Genomic DNA, 17,322 nt, shown 5'->3' with positions numbered 1-17,322 from the left:
CATCCAACTCCTCAGGTGTCACCCCCGGTCAACGACACAGCCCCCTCAACCGGACACGCCACCGGCGAGTGAACCTGACCAAGCCCTACTAGGACCTGTCGTTCGGATCTTGCCGGGCTCGCGTGGCCTGATCCAAACGACAGGCCCAAGGCCACGTCTTCACAGTCCCGTCTGCCCGGCCCGTTCCGCGCGGACCTGCGTCAGCATCTTCGCGGGAGCCGCAGGGACCGCGGGTCCGAAGTGCGGGAGCGCACACGGCCGTTAGTGTGATGAATGGCGCTCCCATGCGCCCTTGGCCGAAAGTAGCGCCAGCGGTACGTTTTCGGCGTTCAGGCGACAGCGTGCGGAAGCCGGTGAGAATCCGGCACGGTCGCGCCACTGTATGCCGGGGCCATTCCCCTTACGGATAGCGGGCCACCGGTGAGTCAGACCCGGCGTTGTCGCTCATGCTCCATCGAACGGGACGCGTGTTCCCCAAGGAGGTTCGCCGTGGCACAGTCCACTGCTTCCAGCGCTGTTTCCTCACCCACAGTGGCGCCGCCACCACTGAAGGCTGGCCTCCCTGGGTGGCTTTCCGCGGCCTCCTGACGCTGGTTCCGCTCTGCTTTGCCGGCCCGTTCCGGCCCCGGCGGCTGACCGGCGTATCTGGACAGGGCACCCCGCACGGCTGCCCCCAGGGCATGCACGCCCATGCCGTCCCTGATGTGAATCACCATCATTCTTCGGACCGCGGCGATCCGGTGTCCCTCGCTTCACGGAGCAGGGCCGCCCGGGTGAGGTGTGCGCTCGCAGGCGCGCAGCCGGAGTGTGGACCTCAGTTCCCCGATCAGGCGCACAGCCGCTACAGTCTCTCGTCGGCTTCGGTATGCCTTACCTAACTTGGAGGACGTTTCGTGGAGCATCGTCGTGCTCTCGCCCTGGCGGCCGCCATAGTGACCGTCGGCGCCTCAGGAGTGATCGCCGGGGTGACCCTCATGGGCCGGTCCGCACCGGAGGCGGCCGTATCGAACGGGCCCGGCACGGCTTCCGCACCGTCCACGGCGCCGAGCCCGGTGCCGACGGTCGAGGTCACGCGGTACGTGGACGTTCCGGTCGAACGGTCCAAGGGCGAAGCCGCGCCGGTGGAACAGGTCCGGAACGAGGCGCTTGTCGCCGCACGGCCGGCACCCGAGCGGGCGGCGGCAGTGCTGGGGGCCGGGGCTCCCGGGCGGACCGCCCCCGGCTCCGAAGCCGTCGTTCTCCATCCCGTTGCCACGCCCTCTCAGGCCGGTGCGGCGAGCGCGGACGACGACGACACGCCCGGCAGTGGCCTCAAGAAGGACGACGAGCACGACAGCGGCTCCCGCGGTTCCCACGGCGGCGCGTCCGACGATGACAAGGAAGCGGACGATGACTGAGCGCGGCGGCAGGCTTCGGCACCCGGCCGCGGTATCGCGCATAGCGGTGAGTGGAGGCAGTGTGGCCGTCACCCTGCTCCTGGTGGCCGCGTTCGCCTCCGCCGAGCAGGCGAAGGACGCTGCCCGTCATCAGGAGGAGACTGCTCGGCCCACGGCTCAAGAGCGGACGGCACCCCGGACACAACCCGCCGCGCCGGCACAGCCGGTGCGGGTCGTCACGATCGTGCGGCGCCCTGTGGACGCGTCCGAAGCCGCCGGGAAGCCGTTGATTCCCGCGAGGTGACGCGCGGCCTGTCCGACCGACCGCGCTCACCGTGCTGAGGGCCCGCAGGCACGACCCCTCGTTGCGCAGCGCCGAGGACAGGCACAAGCACTGATCTGCTCGCTCACACACTCAGGGCTGCCGACCTGCTGTCCCGCCACAGCGCGGCGGGCAAGGCGGCCCTTCCGAAAGGTTATGCACGATGGACCCCAAGCTGTGGTGGTACGTCACCCGCGCCGGCGGGCTGACCGCGTGGTGGCTGGTGTCACTGGCCGCGCTGTGGGGCCTGCTGCTGTCCACGCGCATACTGGGCGGGCGACCCGCCCCCGCTTGGCTGCTGGACCTGCACCGACTGCTGGGCGGCCTGTCCGTGTCCTTCACCGCGGTGCACCTCGTGGCACTCGTTCTCGACCCGTTGTTCTCGTTCGGCTGGGCCGAACTGCTGGTCCCCTTCGCCCGCAAGGCCAACCCGACGGCACAGGCCTGCGGCGTGGTCGCGATGTACTTCCTGGCCGCCATCCAGATCACCTCTCTGCTCAAATCCCGCCTGCCCGAGCGGCTGTGGCGCCACGTCCACCGCACCGCTTTCGCGGTTTTCGCGCTGGCCACCCTGCACGCCTTCACCGCGGGCAGCGACGCCGACGGCCCGCTGGTGCGCTACAGCGCCGCGGTGATCGGCGCGGCCTTCGTCTTCCTGGTCGTGTACCGGCTGGCGGCGGGCCGCCGTGTCCATCGCGCCGCAGCCCGTCCCGCAGTCCCGCCGGCAGCCGCGGCCGATCCGGTGAAGCCTCGCGGTTTCCACCGGCTCACCGTCGCCGACGTCCGGCGCGAGACGGCCGAATCCGTCTCCGTGGCCTTCGAGGTTCCCGACGACCTCGCTGCCGCCTTCCATTTCCGGCCCGGCCAGCACCTCACCCTGAAGACCGTGATCAACGGCGCCGAGGTACGCCGCCCGTACTCCATCTGCAACGGCATCACCGACGGAGAACTGCGCGTCGCTGTCAAAGCGCAACCGCGAGGCCGCATGTCCGGCTGGGTCACCAACCGCCTGCGAGCAGGCGACCAGGTGGAAGTCGGCGTCCCGGGCGGACGGTTCGCCATCGACCTCAACCCGCTGCGCGCCCGGCATGTGCTCGGAGTCGCCGCCGGCAGCGGCATCACCCCGGTCCTGTCCATCGTCAAGAGCACCCTGGCCATGGAGCCACGCAGCCGGTGCACCCTCATCTACGGCAACCGGGACGAGGCATCGACGATCTTCCGTGAAGAACTCGCCCGTCTGGAGAAGGAATACGCCGGGCGGCTCCGCGTCCTTCATGTCCTCAGCCGCCCCGCACCCGACGACACCCCGGTCCGCCGAGGCCGCCTCGACGCCTCCGGCTTCCGCGAACTCACCGCAGAGCAGGGCTCCGGACTCGACGATGTCGACGAGGCCTACCTGTGCGGCCCGTCCGGCATGACCGCCGACGTACGCGAAGTCCTCACCGAAGGCGGCCTGGACCCCTCCCGCATCCACTCCGAACGCTTCGCCGCGGCCACCCCACCCTCACCGCGCAGTGCGCACCCCGCCGACACCGCGGACCGGGACCGCGCCGGTGAGCCGGCAGGGCCCTACGACGTCACGGTGATCGACCAGGGCGTCCCCACGACCCTGTCCGTCCCCGGCTCCGAGTCCGTCCTGGACGCAGCTCTGCGTACGGGGCTCGACGTCCCGTACTCCTGCCAGGAGGGGATCTGCGGCACCTGCCGTGCCAAGGTCGTCTGCGGTGACGTCCACCGCGACCCCAGCGACCTCGAACCCTCAGAGGTGGCAGCAGGCTTCGCCCTCGCCTGCCGCACCCGCCCCGCCGGCCCCGGCGTCACCGTGGACTTCGACCAGGGTTGAGCACGGAACGTTGATCACGGAACCGCGCCGGTACGCCGGGGCGGTGTCGAGGGCGAGCGGACCCGGCGGTCAGCCCAGTGCGGCCGGGGATTCGGATTCGGGTACCAGCAGCCGAGGTGCGCCGGACCCGTCAGCCAGCACGGACCAGACATCGGGGTCGCCGCTGCTGTCCCGCACCGTGTAGGCGAGCGTGGCGTTGTCGAGCCAGGCTGCCTGGTCGTCGATGCTGCGGGTCTCGGCCAAGGGCGTCACCCGCATGGAGGCCCGTTCGAGCACGGACAGTCGCCAGCCGCGGGTGGGATCGGCGCCGATGGCCTCCTTGAACGCGATTCGGGTGCCGTCGGGTGACAGCGACGGGCACTCCACGTTCTCCTTGAGCGTGCGGACGGTTCTGGCCGCGAAGTCGCCCTCGACCAGGTAGCGGCGGCCGGCCGTGGACATGGTCGCGTAGAACCGGTTGTCGTCGGCGGCGAAGGTGACGCCCCAGAAGTTGAGGTCGGCGGCCTGGTAGGGCCGGCCCTCTCTGGTCACCACGAAGTTCTCCAGTGTGCTGACGAGCACGCCGGTACGGGTGTCGAGGATGCCGGCACGGGTGGAGAAGCCGCCGCTGTTGTAGGAGTCGCCCCCGACGAAGGTCGTCCATGCCACCATGCGGCCACTGGCCGACACCCGGGCCCGGTTGGGCAGACCGGGGAGCGGGAATGCGCGCTTCTCACGGAGTTCCTCGTCGAGGACGACGAGGCGGTAGGACCACGGGGAGTCAGGACGGACACAGACGCCGGTGCCTGCCGCGGCATAGACGCGGACGCACTCCAGCGGGCCGACCGTCCTCGGGCCGCTCGGGTCGTCCCGGGAGACACTGACGAGACGGCGGTCGCTGACCACCAGCAGACGCCGGCCGGGAGCCAGCGTCGCGCGGTCCGCGGTGGTGGTGCTCCGATCGGCGCCGGCGTCGGCACCGGCCATGGTCGTCCGGTCGGCGGCCAGCCGGATGTAGCCGATGGCAACGGCGGCGAGCACCACGGCGGTGGCGATGAGGACGATGATCCGGGTCCGCTGGGTCAGGGCGCTCAACTGGATTCCTCCTGGATGACGGCTCCGGGTCGGCGAGCGAGCAGGACGGCGGTAGCGATGATCGCCACGACGACGCCCGCGGCTGCCACCCTGCTGGCGGTCCCGGGGCCCCATGCCTGCCAGGCCATCCCAAACAGGACCGAGGAGACGAGGTAGGCCAGTGCCTGGCCGGTCTGGACGATGGCGATGCCGGTGGTGCGCAGCCGTTCGGGCAGCAGCGGGCCTGCCAGCGCCATGAGTACGCCGTCGGTGGCCGCGTAGAAGATGCCGTAGAGGCCGAGCGTCAGGACGATCAGCGGCCACCCGCCGAGTGGACCGAACAGCAACAGGTAGACGGCAATCAGCGCGGTGTAGCCGCCCAGCATGACGGGCAGCCTGCCGACCCGGTCGGCGAGGGCCCCGAGGGGGGCGGCGAGGAGCAGATAGCCGAGGTTGGTGCCGACCGCGAGAAGCGGGAACCAGCCTGCGCTCAGCTCTTCGCGTCGCTGCAGGAGCAGGTAGACGAAGCCGTCGCCGACGGTGGCAAGACCGAGCAGACAAGCGGCGAGTACGAGGCGGCGGACCGGCGCAGCCCGCAGCATCGACACGGCGCCGCGCGGTGAGACGGTCCCGGCCTCGGGCTGCGGGTCGCGCCGGTCGCGTACGAACAGCACGAGCAGCACGACGCCGAGGACGGCAACGCAGAAGCTGGTGACGAAGACCGCGTCGAAGGACTGGCCCGCGGCGGCGAGGACCGCCAGTGCCACCAGCGGGCCGAGGAAGGCGCCGAAGCTGTCCATCGCACGGTGTATGCCGAAGGCCCGGCCGAGGGCTTCCGGTGGTGTCGACAGCGTGATCAGCGCGTCCCGGGGCGCCGTGCGCAGCCCTTTTCCGGTCCGGTCGACAGCGATCACCAACCCGACGGCGGCGACCGACCGGCCCGCCGCGAGCAAGCCCAGCTTGGCCACGGCCGAGAGCGCGTAGCCGACGCCCGCCACCGCCTTGCGGCTGCGCACCCGGTCGGCGACGTACCCGCCGACGATCCGCAGCAGCGCCGTGGCGCCGGTGTAGACCCCGTCGATCACTCCGTAGGCCGCCGGGCTCAGCTGCAGGCCGAGCACCAGGTAGAGGGGAAGGACCGCGGTGACCATCTCCGCGGAGATGTCGGTGACCAGGCTTACGGAGCCGAGAGCGAAGACGTTGGCGCTGATCGCGGGCAGTCGGCGCGTGCCGGGCTCGCCTGCGTTGCCGGCCGCCCTGGACCAGCCGATTGTCGACAGATACACGCGATTGCGCACCTCCTGCGGCTTGAGTGGGACGAGCGGGTGGGGGACCGCCTCCGCGACGACGGACGCCCACGGAGCCTTCGCGTTCAGCGGCACTCCATGGCGATGACGACGGCCCATCGTCCGGTGCCGGCGGCGCGTGAACCACGCACGGCAGTCGGCGGGCAGACATGCAGTCGATGAACAGCCGGTGGCCTGCTTACGGGTCGTCAGAACACGTGAGCGGGTGGGAAAAGACCTCACGCACAGCACGCCCGGTGTTCATGCAATCGCGGTGGTGATGGCTCCGCAGGGTCCCTAGGTTCCCTCATTGCCCTCCACAGCCCTCACCTCAGAAGGGAACATCTGATGGGCATCCGCTTCCAGAGAGCCGGGATGGCGGGAGGAGCAGTCGCTCTGACGACCGCCGCCGTCGCAGCTCTGCTCACGACCGCCGACACGGCCGTCGCGGCCACGAACACCTTCACCCCGGTCGCCGACACCTACGTACAGAGCACCACTCCGTCCACCAACTACGGCACCTCGACGCAGTTCGTGGTCGACAACTCGCCCGTGCGCCAGTCGTTGCTGAAGTTCACCGTCAGCGGACTGACCGAGCCGGTGACCAGCGCCAAGCTGCGGATCCGCACGATCAGCGGCAACAACGGCAGCAGCACCGGCGGCACGTTCAAGGCGATGAGCAACACCACGTGGTCGGAGACCGGCACGACCTGGAACAACAAGCCCGCCATCGACGGCGCCACCCTGGGCAGCCTCGGTTCGGTCGCCAAGGACACCTGGTACGAGATCGACGTGACCTCGCTGGTCACCGGCAACGGCACCTTCAGCGTCGGCGCGACCTCCACCAACAGCGACGGCGCCTACTACGACTCGCGGGAGAGCGGCGCCGACGCCCCGCAGCTGGTGGTCACCACCGGCACCGGTCCCTCGCCGACCCCGACCCCCACCACCCCGCCGCCCTCGGGTGACCCCGTGCTCGTCGGCGCCGGTGACATCTCCAACTCCGGCTCGGGCGACACCGCGACCGCCAACCTGCTCGACGGCATCCCCGGCACGGTGTTCACCGCCGGCGACAACGTCTACCCGGACGGCACGGCTTCGCAGTTCACCACCTACTACGAGCCGACCTGGGGAAGGCACAAGGCCCGCACCCGCCCCTCGCCGGGCAATCACGACTACCACACGTCGGGAGCCACGGGGTACTACAACTACTTCGGCGCCAACGCCGGCCCGTCCGGGCGGGGGTACTACTCCTACGACCTGGGCAACTGGCACGTGGTCTCGCTGAACTCCGAGGTGAGCATGTCCGTCGGATCGGCGCAGGAGCAGTGGCTGCGCTCCGACCTGGCCGCCAGTACCAAGCAGTGCACCATCGCCTACTGGCACAAGCCGCGGTTCACCTCGGGCGCCAACCATGCCCCGGACACCTCGACCGGGCCCCTCGTCCAGGCGCTGTACGACTACAACGCCGAGGTGATCGCCACGGGCCACAACCACCAGTACGAGCGGTTCGCTCCCATGAACCCGAGCGGTCAGCTCGACAACACCCGCGGCATCCGGCACTTCGTCGCCGGCATGGGCGGTGCCAGCCACTACAGCTTCGGCACCATCCAGCCCAACAGCCAAGCCCGCAACAGTGACACCTATGGCGTGCTCAAGTTCACCCTCCACGCCAACAGCTACGACTGGCAGTTCGTGCCCGAGGCCGGCAAGACCTACAGCGACAGCGGCACCACCAACTGCCACTGAGTGATCGCCTCTCGCACCCGGCAGGGGCTGTCCGCGGCGAAGCCCCGGACAGCCCCGTCGACTTCGGTGCTGCCGATCGCCTGCGGCTTCGCCGTCCCCGAGTGGCCCGGAACACGCCTGCGTACGGCTGAGGACCAGCTCGAGGACCGGCTTGAGGACCAGCTCACACCGCGGTGCTCAAAGCCAGCCAGGATGCGACGGCTTCGGCGATGGGCTGGCCGGTCTCCAGTTGGACGAAGCCGAACTGCCCGCCCTGATTGCACTCCAGGAACCACCAGGTGCCGTCACCGTCCTCGGCGAAGTCGAAGGCGCCGTAGGCGAGCTGGGCGAGGGACATGTAGGCGCGCACGGCCTCCGCGATACGGGTGGGTACCTCGGCCGGGACCCAGGCGCCGCCGTCGTCGGTGAAACGCCAGTCCACCTGGCCGGGGCCGGACGCCCTCCGCGCGGCGAACAGCTCGTCCCCCACACAGGTCAGCCGGATGTCCGCGCGCTTGGGCACGCGCTGCTGCAGGAGCGTGGGGCCGGCGGTCACTCCGGCGAAGTCGGCGTCCGGCTCTACGGGGGTGGTGGGTAGTGCCAGCGGCGGGTCGCTGGGATGCGCTCCCGAAACCGGCTTCACGACGAGGTCCGGGTACCGGGCGGCGAACTCGCGTGCAGCCTGCGGAAAGCTGGTGATCAGCGTGGGGGGTACCGCGAAGCCGCTGCGGTGGGCGACGCGAAGCTGCCATGGTTTCCAGCGGGCTTGCGTCGCGGCGACCGGGTGGTTCATCCAGCGCACGCCCGTGCAGTTCAGCGTTCCGTACAGGGCCTGCTCGGCCTCGGCCGTGAGCCATGCGGACTGATGGGCGGCGCGCGCCGCGGGACGGCCGGGCCGGCGTACCCATATCGAGCGCAGTCCGCTCATCCCCACCGCACGACCCCCGGCCGACAGGTGTCCGTCGAAGTCGCCCCGCACGTACTCGGCGGACAGGGCAGCCTCGCCCGGGAGGTCGGCGGGGTCCAGGCGTACGACCGGGACGCCCGTATCGTCCAGGACGGACACCACCATGTCCGCGGTCACGTCCTCGGCGCAGGTCAGTACGAGCACGGTCATGGAGCCGTCAGTCGTCGAAGTGCGTCTGGGAACCGGCGGTGGACGTGGTGGTGCCACACGCCAGCAGCAGTTCGCGGTCGCTGATGGCCGTGCGCCCGTCGGGCAGGACGTTCAATTGACGCGTGGGGTCGTAGGCGTAAGGGATCACGACGGGCGGGGCCGAGGCTGGGCGGGCGTAGTTCAACGCGAACGGTTTCATCACATCTCCTCTTGCGTGCCGGACGGGCGGCAGGCTCTGCCTGCTCGTCGGGCAGGGGTGCTGAATGGCTTGTGGCATGCGGTCATGCGGCGACCCGGTCGGGAGACGGAGGTCGGATCATCGACAGCAGGACGCCGTCGGTGGCCGCGCGCCGCGGGCTCGCCGAGTGGGCAGCGAGTACGTTCTCGCCGAGCACGACGCCGGGGGAGGTACTGCCGGCCACCGGCTGCCGCACTCGTACGGATGACTGGAGTTCTCGACTGAGGTCGCACCGCACCGACCCTGCGGCGGACCGTCGACCAGGGTGACGTGTCAGGTCTTCACGCCGTGGTCCCGCAGCCGGTCCAGCGGGTCGCCGGCGGACCGTGTTCCGGGGTGACGCGCACCTCGAAGTGCAAGCCGGCGGTCAGTGTGCCGCCGTCGCAGGAATCGCCGTCACCGGCCAGAGCGTCGGCGGTGGCGGCAGCGCGAGGTCGACCCGACGGCGGAGGCGCGGCTGACGTGCTGCCGCGTGGTGGTCCGGGGGCATGGGGCGCGGTCTCGTCCGACTGCAGATATCACGGTGGCTCCGTACTCCGAACGCCTACGAGGTGAGCTGTCGGGTTCGGGCTGGAGAGTCGCCCGGCCGTGATTCTCACGGCTTCACCCCAAGCCGCCCGGGTACGCGTTGTCCCGTACGGCGCAAGTGGGTCCCCCGCTCCTGCCGGCGGTGTGGTGATGTGCTGCCGCGCGCCGGGGGCAGGATTCGGCGGTCCGGCCACGCGGTGTTCGACTTCTCCGAACGCCGAGCACGTTAGAGGGACCTTGCGTTCGAGCACAAGGCCTCCACAAGCGGGCACGCGTCAACTTGCTTTTCCCACAAAAGAGTTCGTGGTAGGTAGACCCGGTACCCCCGGTAAAGGGGGATGCGTGCACCCGTTTGCGTGCCGGCAATCCAGGCTGCTATGACGGTCCCCGGGCAGGCACGCACGGCCGCATGGCTGCGACCGCGCCCGCCTGCCCGGGGTGGTACCACCCCGACGCACGCATCGCTCACCCGACGGACTCGACCGCCATGATCACCCTCACCCCGGCATCCGAGGTCAGCCCGCCTTCCCTGGCAGGGGGACCGGTCTGGTGAAACGATGTCCGTAGACAGCAGCCGCCGGTGCGGCGCGTCTTCGTGCCCGCCCGGCCAGGAGCAGGGAGGCGCGAGCGATGCAGGGCGACCCCGAGGTCCTGGAGTTCCTCAACGAGCAGCTGACCGCCGAGCTGACCGCGATCAATCAGTACTTCCTGCACGCCAAGATGCAGGAGAACTTCGGCTGGACCAGGCTTGCCGCCCACACCCGGCGGGAGTCGTTCGAAGAGATGAACCACGCGGAGGTCCTGACCGACCGGATCCTCGTGCTGGACGGCCTGCCGAACTACCAGCGACTTTTCCATGTCCGGGTGGGCCAGACGGTCACGGAGATGTTCCAGGCGGACCGCGAGGTCGAGGTCGAGGCGATCGACCGGCTGAGGCGCGGCATCGATGTCATGCGGGCCAAGGGCGACATAACCTCGGCGAACCTCTTCGAGTCGATTCTTGCCGACGAGGAACACCACATCGACTACCTCGACACCCACCTCGAGCTGATCGAGAAGCTCGGTGAAGCGCTCTATCTGGCCCAGCTGATCGAGCAGCCGGAGGGCTGAGCCCCCGGGGTTCACACTCCGGCGACGGTGACCACGGCGTCGGTCGCGAAGCCCAGCAGCAGGCCCAGCAGAATCATCCAGGCGGTCAGCTCCTTCATGGCAGCTCGGCGAACGACGGCCAGCAGCTCGATGATCACGTAGAGGATGGACCCGGCGGCCAGGCCCATGAAGGCGACGCTGAGGGTTTCGTTGACCACCTGCTGGCCGACCAGGGTGCCCACGAAGGTGGGACCGCCGCCGATCAGGCCGAGCAGCGCGAGGGTCCCCCAAGAGGGCCGCTCACCCTCGGCGGCCAGCGGGGCGACGATTCCGAAGCCTTCGGTCGCATTGTGCAGGCCGAAACCGATGACCAGCAGGACTGCCAGCGAGATCTCGCCTGTCGCTGCGGAGTTGCCGATGGCCAGGCCTTCCGCGAAATTGTGCAGGCCGATACCGATGGCGATCATGAAGGCGAGGCCGGCGGCCCGCGAGTGGGCCTTGGCCGCCAGTTCGGTCGTGGCTGCCGCTCCAGGCCCGTCGAACGAAGCCGTGGCGGATGCCTGGCGCCGGGAAATCCACAGGTCGTAGTACACGAGGCCGCACAGGCCGACCGCGAGGCCGGCGATGAGCACCGAGCCGCCTATGGCCGCCGCCCCCCAGTGCCGATCACTCAGTGCGGCGTCGGTCGGCTCCCATGCCTCACTGAGGACGTCCCAGAACAGGAACAGCAGGATGCCGATGGCGACGGCGTTGAGGGCGGCGCTCAGGCGCGGGACGGGCCTGCGCAGGCGGCCGACGGGCAGGCCGAGGTAGATGGTGAACCCGGCAATGGCTCCGAGCAGAGCAATCTGCGATTCAGACATGACGATCCAGGTGGAGCTGCACAGGGACTGATCCCAACGCGAGATAGGTAAGCCTTACCTAATTAGCATTACCCTGTCCGGAGCCCGCCGCATCTCGACCTGTGGGCGGACACCCGCCTTTGACAGCCGGCAGCTGGGTGCGGCGCGAGCCGGGTCGGCGCCAGGACCGCCTTGGCCCGCGTCCCCCGTCGGCGGGCCGGGGCTCTTCTTCCGGCTCAGAAATTGTCGGCTTCGTCGCGACGGACGGGCCGCCCTTCCCCGTAGAACAGGTGGAGTCACCCCCGGGCTCCAAGCGGCCCCGGCCGGCGTCCCCCCGTCGCAGGCCGGGGCCCCTTCATTCCCTCACCGGCCACACGCAGCACCCTGCGGCCACCGGGGCGGCGCACTCTTGAGGCTGCACACTCGTCCGCTCGTGGTGGCGACCGTTGGGCTCCGGGCGTTCAGCCGCGGCATCCGTCCGGTCAGTCCGTTCCGGCGATCACCACATTGGCCAGAGGCTCGCCTGCCGCGTACCGCGCCAGCTGGGCACGGACGAATGCCACGGCGCGGGGTCGGAAGGCTGAGGTGGTTGCGGCCGTGTGCGGGGTGATCAGTGTGTTCGGAGCAGTCCAGAGCGGGTGCCCCGGCGGGAGCGGCTCCGGGTCGGTGACGTCGAGGGCCGCTCTCAGCCGCCCTGTCCGCAGCTCGTCGAGCAGTGCGGCGGTGTCCACCACCGGGCCCCGGGCGACGTTCACCAGCAGAGCGCCGTCCTTCATACGGGCGAGGAAGTCCGTGTCGACCAGCCCACGGGTGGCGTCGGTGAGGGGCACGGTCAGCACCACCACGTCGGCGTCGGGCAGCAGGGACGGCAGATCCGTCAACGCGTGCACCTGCCCGTGCGGCGTGTCCCGCGCCGTGCGCGCCATCCGCAGCACGCGGCACTCGAACGGCGTCATCCGGGCCTCGACGGCGCTGCCGATGGCCCCGTAGCCGAGCAGCAGGACCGTCCGGTCGGCCAGCGCGGTCTGGAAACCCTCGGACCACTGCTGCGCGTCCTGTGCTCGGACGAGGTCGGGAATGTCGCGGAGTGCGGCGAGGACCAGCGCGACCGCGTGCTCGGCCGTGCTCGCGTCGTGCACCCCTTTGGCGTTGCAGAGCATGACCCCGGCGGGCAGATGCGGGAGCAGATCGTCCACGCCGGCGCTGAGGGACTGCACTACGCGCAGGTTCGGCAGCCCCGGCAGCAGGGGCAGCGCCGCTGCGGTGAAGGTGTAGGGGATGACGAAGAACTCGACGGCTTCCAGCCCGCGGCCGGTGGGGCCCAGGCCGGTACCGTCCCAGACGACCGCGTCCCATCCCCCGGGAAGCCCCCCGATCTCGGACGGCGCGAAGGGCAGCAGGACCCGTGCCCCGGCAGAGGCGTCGACAGAGTTCATAGGGCGGGCTCCTGGCCTGCCGGCCGGTCGACCATGTCGCGGAAGCTGCTCGGGGCCTGGCCGCCGGCTCGCGCCTCCGGCGCCTTTGCCCAAATAGCAGGCGATAGCGGACGCTATTCAGTGTCCCACTGCCCTCGTAGGGAGGCCCGTTGGCCAGCACCGCAGACGATGCCCGAGTGGTGATCGTGATGGGCGTGTCGTCGTCCGGCAAGTCCACCGTCGGAGCACGGCTCGCGGAACGCCTCGGCATGCCGTTCCTGGAAGGCGATGATCTCCATCCGGCCTCGAACCGGGCCAAAATGGCGTCTGGACACCCCCTCGACGACGCCGATCGCCGGCCCTGGTTGGCGGCCCTCACGGAATGGATCCGAACGGCCTCGGCCGGTCGCCGGGGCGGCGTCGTGACGTGTTCGGCCCTGAGGCGCACGTACCGGGATCAGTTCCGCCGCACGGGGGCCGACGTGTGGTTTCTCCACCTCGCCCTGAACCGTGAGGTGGCAGCGGACCGGATCGCCCGCCGTAAGGGGCATTTCATGCCCCCGAAGCTGCTCGACTCCCAGTTCGACACTCTGGAACCACTGGAGGCCGACGAACCCGGCGTGACCTTGGACGCATCCGGCAGCACAGCGGAGGTCGTGGAGGCGGCACTGCGCGCGTTCGCCCGGCCGAACGCCTGACGGCGGCATGCAGATCGGCGGCCAGGACCTGGACAGGACCTGGAGCTGTTTCGGCCAGAAACCCGCGCAGAGACCGGCGATGGGCCAGGGCTCGCCCTACACGTAGGGCACCGGCATGGCGTTGACAGCTGACCGCGTTGCCCGAGGGGTACTCCGCGCAGGCCTGGAGGTGAAATGGACGGCATGGCCGTGGCAACGGCCTGGCTGCCCGTGCGTCACTCCCGGGTCGCACACCAGCCGGGCTCGAGGCGGTCGAGGAGAGAGCGGAAAGCCGCTCCGGCTCGGTCCCAGTCGTCATCAGCCAGCGGCGCGAAGAGGAGGCCGAAGACGGCATCCACGAGAAGGGCGGCCTCGTTCCGCGCCCGTGTCTCGGACATACCCAGGCCGGCGAACAGGTCGGCGGTCAGGTCCGTCCACTCGGCGATCAGTTCACGCATCAGCGGCCCGTACCGCTCCGGGTGAAGCAGGCTGGCGCTCATCATCTCGAGGTACAGCGGGAGGACGGCGCGGCGGTCCGGGGTGCTGAACTGCTCCCACACCTCCTCGAGGAAGCGTCGCAGGCCCGCGGCGTCCTCCGGCGCGCCGGCCGTTTCCAGCACTTCCCTGAGCCTCAGCAGCGGACGCCGCTCGTCGAGGGCGAGGGCTTCCGAGACCATGCGCTCCTTGGTGCCGAAGTAGTACAGGAGCATGCGGTCGCTGGTCCCCAGCGCCCGGGCCAGCGGGCGCAAGGACAGCTCGGCCAGGCCGTTGCGGAGCACGTACTCCCGGACCTGATCCAACAGTTCCCGGCGTTTGGCCGGGTCGGCCGGACGCGGCATGGAGCCTCCCAGAAGGCGGGCAACCGAACGCCACCCATATGTCCGTTTCGAGCCCTTCATTGCGGTCTTTACTGTAGCACCCGCTACATGTATTCTATAGATGTAGCAATTGCTACATGAATGGAGGAGCCGGGCACCGCGTCCGGCTCATGGAGCCACTTCGATCCGAGCGACCGGGCCACCCGGCACAGAAGGGACTGATCATCATGGCCCGCCCGTACATTGACCTCACCAAACTTCCCAGCGCAGGACGTTTCCCCTGGCCCCGCGCCCGTCGGCACGGCCGACCGGGGCGGATCACCGGCATGCCACATGGTGAGCAGCAGACGGAATGGGTCTCGAAGGACGCTTCGACGTCGTGGTTCGCACGGCACCTGGGTCTATGGGCGCGCAGTCTGGAGCCCCTGCGTCCCCTCGACGCGCCCGCCGCCCGGGCCACCGCCCGGGAGGCGTCCTGGCCTCTGACCCGGAGCCTCACCTCGGTGGGCCGCGCCCGGCGGCTGGTGACCGAGCGCCTCCGCGAGTGGGATTCCGCAGACCTGGTAGAGACCGCCGAGCTCCTGGTCAGCGAGCTGGTCACCAACGCCCTGCGTCATGCGCACGGCCCCGTGCGGCTCAACCTCAGAGTGGGCGAAGACCGCCTGCGGTGCGAGGTCGAGGACACCAACGACGCCGGCCCCGTACGTCGCACCGCGCGCCCGGACGCAGAAGGAGGCCGCGGCACCGAACTCCTCGATCTGCTCAGCGAGGCGTGGGGCAGCTGCCGCACGGCGACCGGCAAGACCACGTGGTTCGAATTGTCCGCCCCCCTCCCGGAGCCGAGCACCGAAGGCACAGTGCAGCGGTGACGGCAGGGCCGTGACAGGCGAGGCCGCCCGGCGGCGCCGGGCGTCGACCAGGTCGAGCGAGCGATCTTCCGGTGGGCCACCTGGCACCACGAAGAACGTCCTCGCTCCACCCTCGACCACGTGCCGTCCGCCTGGCACAAACGCGACTGGTGGCGACAACAGGAAGCCACCCCCGCAGTCCGCCTTGAACAGGCCGATCGTGGGCTCCGTCTTGATTCCCCGGCGCGCCGGGAAATCAAGACGATCAGGGTTCGGTCGACGTCACCATCGCTGGTGCGGCTGCCTGCGCGATGCGGGCCGGGCGCAGGAAGAGGAAGAGGACGGGGACGAGGTAGAGCGCCCAGCAGAGGGCCTGCAGCACGCTGGGGTTGGGCTGGAAGTTGAAGACGCCCTTCAGCAGGGTGCCGTACCAGCTGTCCGGCGGGATGGTCGCGCTGATGTCGAACAGCCGGTTGTCCAGGCCGGGCAGGATGTCGGCCTCCTGCAGATCGTGGATGCCGTATGCGAGCACGCCCGCTGCGACCACGACGAGCAGGGCGCCGGTCCAGGTGAAGAACTTCGCGAGGTTGATCCGCAGTGCGCCGCGGTAGAACAGCCAGCCGAGCGCGACGGCCGTGAGCAGGCCGAGGACAGCGCCGGCGAGAGGACGGGCTCCGTCGTCCGTGGCCTGCACGGCGGACCAGACGAAGAGGGCGGTCTCCAGGCCTTCGCGGCCGACGGCGAGGAAGGCGGTCGCCACGAGCGCCCCGGTGCCGATGGCGAGGGCCTGGTCCAGCTTTCCGTGCAGTTCGGCCTTCAGGTGCCGGGCCGTGCGACGCATCCAGAAGATCATCCAGGTCACCAGGGCCACGGCGAGGATGGACAGGCCACCGCCGAGCATCTCCTGGGCCTCGAAGGTCAGTTGGGTGGAGCCGAACTGCAGCACCGCGCCCACACCGAGGCTGAGGGCGACCGCGATACCCACGCCGAGCCAGATCGGCGGCAGCTTGCTCCGGTTGTCGGTCTTGACCAGGTACGCGACCAGGATGCAGACGACGAGGCTGGCCTCAAGACCCTCGCGCAGGCCGATGAGGTAGTTGGCGAACACACGGTCTCCTTGCGGGACTGGCTCAGCGCAGGCTCAGGACCTGGCTCAGGACTGGCTGTTGAGGAAGCCGATCAGGCTGGCGCCCCACCAGCCGAGCTGGCTGACGGTGGCGGCGACACCCGACTGGACGAGGAGGCTGCGGGGCACCCGCTCGTCCCGGTAGCGGTCAAGGTGCTGGCCGAGCCGGTGGGCGTAGAGGCCGTTCAGGGTGATGGCCAGGACGAGTCCGAGCTTGACGAGGGTCAGTGTCGAGGTCAGATCGGGCCGGAGGAACATGCCTGTGGCGACCAGCCCGGCCAGCCCGATCCAGATAGGGGCCTGAAGCGTGCAGGCCGTGTTCAGGATGTCGGCCAGGCGGCGACGTCCGAGCAGCCACAGGAGGGCGAACCAGTCGACGGCGAGTACGGCGCCCAGGCCGACGACGAGGGCGGCGACATGCAGGAAACGGGCCACGGTCTGCAGCGTCGCAACGGCGTGGACGTGACCGGACGTGCTTGCTATGTGCTCGTCTGATCACGGCAGCGGGCCTGGCGTGCGCGATGCTTCCCGGTGTGGCGGGCGTCCTGACCGGCGCTGCCCTCATCGGCGTCGGTACCGGCCTGATCACCCCGCTGGGCTTCGCCGCCCTGGCCGCCTCCACCCCGCCCGAACGCCTCGGCCAGACCATGGGGTCCGCTGAACTCGGCCGCGAACTCGGCGACGCAGGGGGCCCGTTGCTCGTAGCGGCCGTGGTCACTCTCGCAACCCTGACCTACGGCTTCGCCGCCCTCGCCCTCCTCCTGGCCGTGGGCCCCCTCCTGACCCTCGCCGCCCGCCGAGCCACGCCTGTGACTCGAGCCACGCCTGTGACTGGGGACGCGAAGGCGCCATGCCGGAGAAGAACGCCGGTTGGCTCGCGACGTCCGCTTGCTCATCGCACGACGGAAGATCGCCCTCGTACGGAGTTTTCTCGGGCGGCTCCGACGGCGCGGCGAGGTGCTGAACGGTGAGCGTCGTCACGGAAGCGCCGTACCGACCGCGCGTAGCGTCCATCA

General features: G+C 70.0%; 17 protein-coding genes, 1 pseudogene and 2 riboswitches. Of the genes and pseudogenes, 8 read left to right on the top strand and 10 right to left on the bottom strand.

What is annotated here, in order from left to right:
* Positions 1-295 precede the first annotated feature (295 nt).
* Positions 296-453: riboswitch (cobalamin riboswitch) on the top strand.
* A gap of 440 nt (positions 454-893) precedes the next feature.
* The 3 genes from AC0699_RS34560 (at position 894) to AC0699_RS34550 (ending at position 3,541) form a co-directional block, all read left to right on the top strand.
* Complete coding sequence (locus AC0699_RS34560) at positions 894-1,397, top strand: hypothetical protein (RefSeq protein WP_478668407.1); 504 nt, start codon at positions 894-896, stop codon at positions 1,395-1,397.
* Positions 1,390-1,680 (top strand): hypothetical protein, encoded by a 291-nt coding sequence (locus AC0699_RS34555; RefSeq protein WP_478668404.1) that lies wholly within the window; start codon positions 1,390-1,392, stop codon positions 1,678-1,680. Before AC0699_RS34560 ends, AC0699_RS34555 begins: the two co-directional genes overlap by 8 nt.
* 181 nt (positions 1,681-1,861) lie before the next feature.
* On the top strand, positions 1,862-3,541 hold the full coding sequence (locus AC0699_RS34550) for a 2Fe-2S iron-sulfur cluster-binding protein (RefSeq protein WP_478668400.1): 1,680 nt from the start codon (positions 1,862-1,864) through the stop codon (positions 3,539-3,541).
* A gap of 69 nt (positions 3,542-3,610) precedes the next feature.
* Here AC0699_RS34550 and AC0699_RS34545 read toward each other — a convergent pair whose 3' ends face one another.
* Together AC0699_RS34545 and AC0699_RS34540 are read right to left on the bottom strand one after the other, a co-directional pair.
* The gene (locus AC0699_RS34545; protein WP_478668397.1) at positions 3,611-4,615 is read right to left on the bottom strand and encodes a TolB-like translocation protein; all 1,005 of its coding nucleotides are present in this window, start codon (positions 4,613-4,615) and stop codon (positions 3,611-3,613) included.
* On the bottom strand, positions 4,612-5,976 hold the full coding sequence (locus AC0699_RS34540; protein ID WP_478668394.1) for an MFS transporter: 1,365 nt from the start codon (positions 5,974-5,976) through the stop codon (positions 4,612-4,614). The genes AC0699_RS34545 and AC0699_RS34540 overlap by 4 nt, the downstream gene beginning before the upstream one ends.
* Before the next feature lie 252 nt (positions 5,977-6,228).
* Here AC0699_RS34540 and AC0699_RS34535 point away from each other — a divergent pair, with 252 nt between their 5' ends.
* Positions 6,229-7,629: a CBM96 family carbohydrate-binding protein gene (locus AC0699_RS34535; protein WP_478668390.1), complete on the top strand. Its 1,401-nt coding sequence runs from the start codon at positions 6,229-6,231 to the stop codon at positions 7,627-7,629.
* 163 nt (positions 7,630-7,792) lie between these two features.
* On the opposite strand, the gene tgmB is transcribed toward AC0699_RS34535, so the two are convergent.
* The 3 genes from tgmB to AC0699_RS34520 form a co-directional block, all read right to left on the bottom strand.
* Positions 7,793-8,725, bottom strand: coding sequence for an ATP-grasp ribosomal peptide maturase (tgmB, locus tag AC0699_RS34530; RefSeq protein ID WP_478668386.1), 933 nt, complete (start codon positions 8,723-8,725; stop codon positions 7,793-7,795).
* A gap of 7 nt (positions 8,726-8,732) precedes the next feature.
* Positions 8,733-8,924 carry a putative ATP-grasp-modified RiPP gene (gene tgmA, locus AC0699_RS34525; protein ID WP_478668382.1) on the bottom strand — a complete coding sequence of 64 codons (192 nt, stop codon included), beginning with the start codon at positions 8,922-8,924 and terminating at the stop codon, positions 8,733-8,735.
* 82 nt (positions 8,925-9,006) lie between these two features.
* Positions 9,007-9,147 carry a hypothetical protein gene (locus tag AC0699_RS34520; RefSeq protein ID WP_478668379.1) on the bottom strand — a complete coding sequence of 47 codons (141 nt, stop codon included), beginning with the start codon at positions 9,145-9,147 and terminating at the stop codon, positions 9,007-9,009.
* Positions 9,148-9,488: 341 nt separating this feature from the next.
* Positions 9,489-9,643: riboswitch (cyclic di-AMP (ydaO/yuaA leader) on the bottom strand.
* Between the two features lie 478 nt (positions 9,644-10,121).
* On the opposite strand from AC0699_RS34520, the gene bfr reads away from it, so the two are divergent.
* Positions 10,122-10,601, top strand: a complete 480-nt coding sequence (gene bfr / locus AC0699_RS34515; RefSeq protein ID WP_478668376.1) for a bacterioferritin — start codon at positions 10,122-10,124, stop codon at positions 10,599-10,601.
* An 11-nt stretch (positions 10,602-10,612) separates the two neighbouring features.
* Here bfr and AC0699_RS34510 read toward each other — a convergent pair whose 3' ends face one another.
* Both AC0699_RS34510 and AC0699_RS34505 read right to left on the bottom strand, forming a co-directional pair.
* The gene (locus AC0699_RS34510; protein ID WP_478668372.1) at positions 10,613-11,443 is read right to left on the bottom strand and encodes a ZIP family metal transporter; all 831 of its coding nucleotides are present in this window, start codon (positions 11,441-11,443) and stop codon (positions 10,613-10,615) included.
* Positions 11,444-11,904: 461 nt separating this feature from the next.
* Positions 11,905-12,858 (bottom strand): 2-hydroxyacid dehydrogenase, encoded by a 954-nt coding sequence (locus AC0699_RS34505; protein ID WP_478668368.1) that lies wholly within the window; start codon positions 12,856-12,858, stop codon positions 11,905-11,907.
* A 149-nt stretch (positions 12,859-13,007) separates the two neighbouring features.
* On the opposite strand from AC0699_RS34505, the gene AC0699_RS34500 reads away from it, so the two are divergent.
* Positions 13,008-13,535: a gluconokinase gene (locus AC0699_RS34500; RefSeq protein WP_478668365.1), complete on the top strand. Its 528-nt coding sequence runs from the start codon at positions 13,008-13,010 to the stop codon at positions 13,533-13,535.
* A gap of 215 nt (positions 13,536-13,750) precedes the next feature.
* On the opposite strand, the gene AC0699_RS34495 is transcribed toward AC0699_RS34500, so the two are convergent.
* Positions 13,751-14,353, bottom strand: coding sequence for a TetR/AcrR family transcriptional regulator (locus AC0699_RS34495; protein WP_478668361.1), 603 nt, complete (start codon positions 14,351-14,353; stop codon positions 13,751-13,753).
* A 305-nt stretch (positions 14,354-14,658) separates the two neighbouring features.
* Here AC0699_RS34495 and AC0699_RS34490 point away from each other — a divergent pair, with 305 nt between their 5' ends.
* Complete coding sequence (locus AC0699_RS34490) at positions 14,659-15,201, top strand: ATP-binding protein (protein WP_478668357.1); 543 nt, start codon at positions 14,659-14,661, stop codon at positions 15,199-15,201.
* Between the two features lie 244 nt (positions 15,202-15,445).
* Here the strand turns inward: AC0699_RS34490 and efeU are convergent, their stop codons facing one another.
* Together efeU and AC0699_RS34480 are read right to left on the bottom strand one after the other, a co-directional pair.
* On the bottom strand, positions 15,446-16,288 hold the full coding sequence (gene efeU / locus AC0699_RS34485; protein ID WP_478668354.1) for an iron uptake transporter permease EfeU: 843 nt from the start codon (positions 16,286-16,288) through the stop codon (positions 15,446-15,448).
* Between the two features lie 45 nt (positions 16,289-16,333).
* Entirely contained in the window at positions 16,334-16,741 is a 408-nt protein-coding gene (locus AC0699_RS34480; RefSeq protein ID WP_478668351.1) for a hypothetical protein, read from the bottom strand.
* Between the two features lie 17 nt (positions 16,742-16,758).
* Between AC0699_RS34480 and AC0699_RS34475 the strand changes: the two are divergent.
* Positions 16,759-17,277: pseudogene (locus tag AC0699_RS34475) on the top strand (MFS transporter); the annotation flags it as partial.
* Between the last annotated feature and the right edge of the window lie 45 nt (positions 17,278-17,322).

This window comes from Streptomyces sp. NPDC043870, from assembly GCF_056435785.1.
The sequence above is the reverse complement of the archived record's forward strand: the minus strand, read 5'-3'. Positions and strand labels throughout refer to the sequence as shown.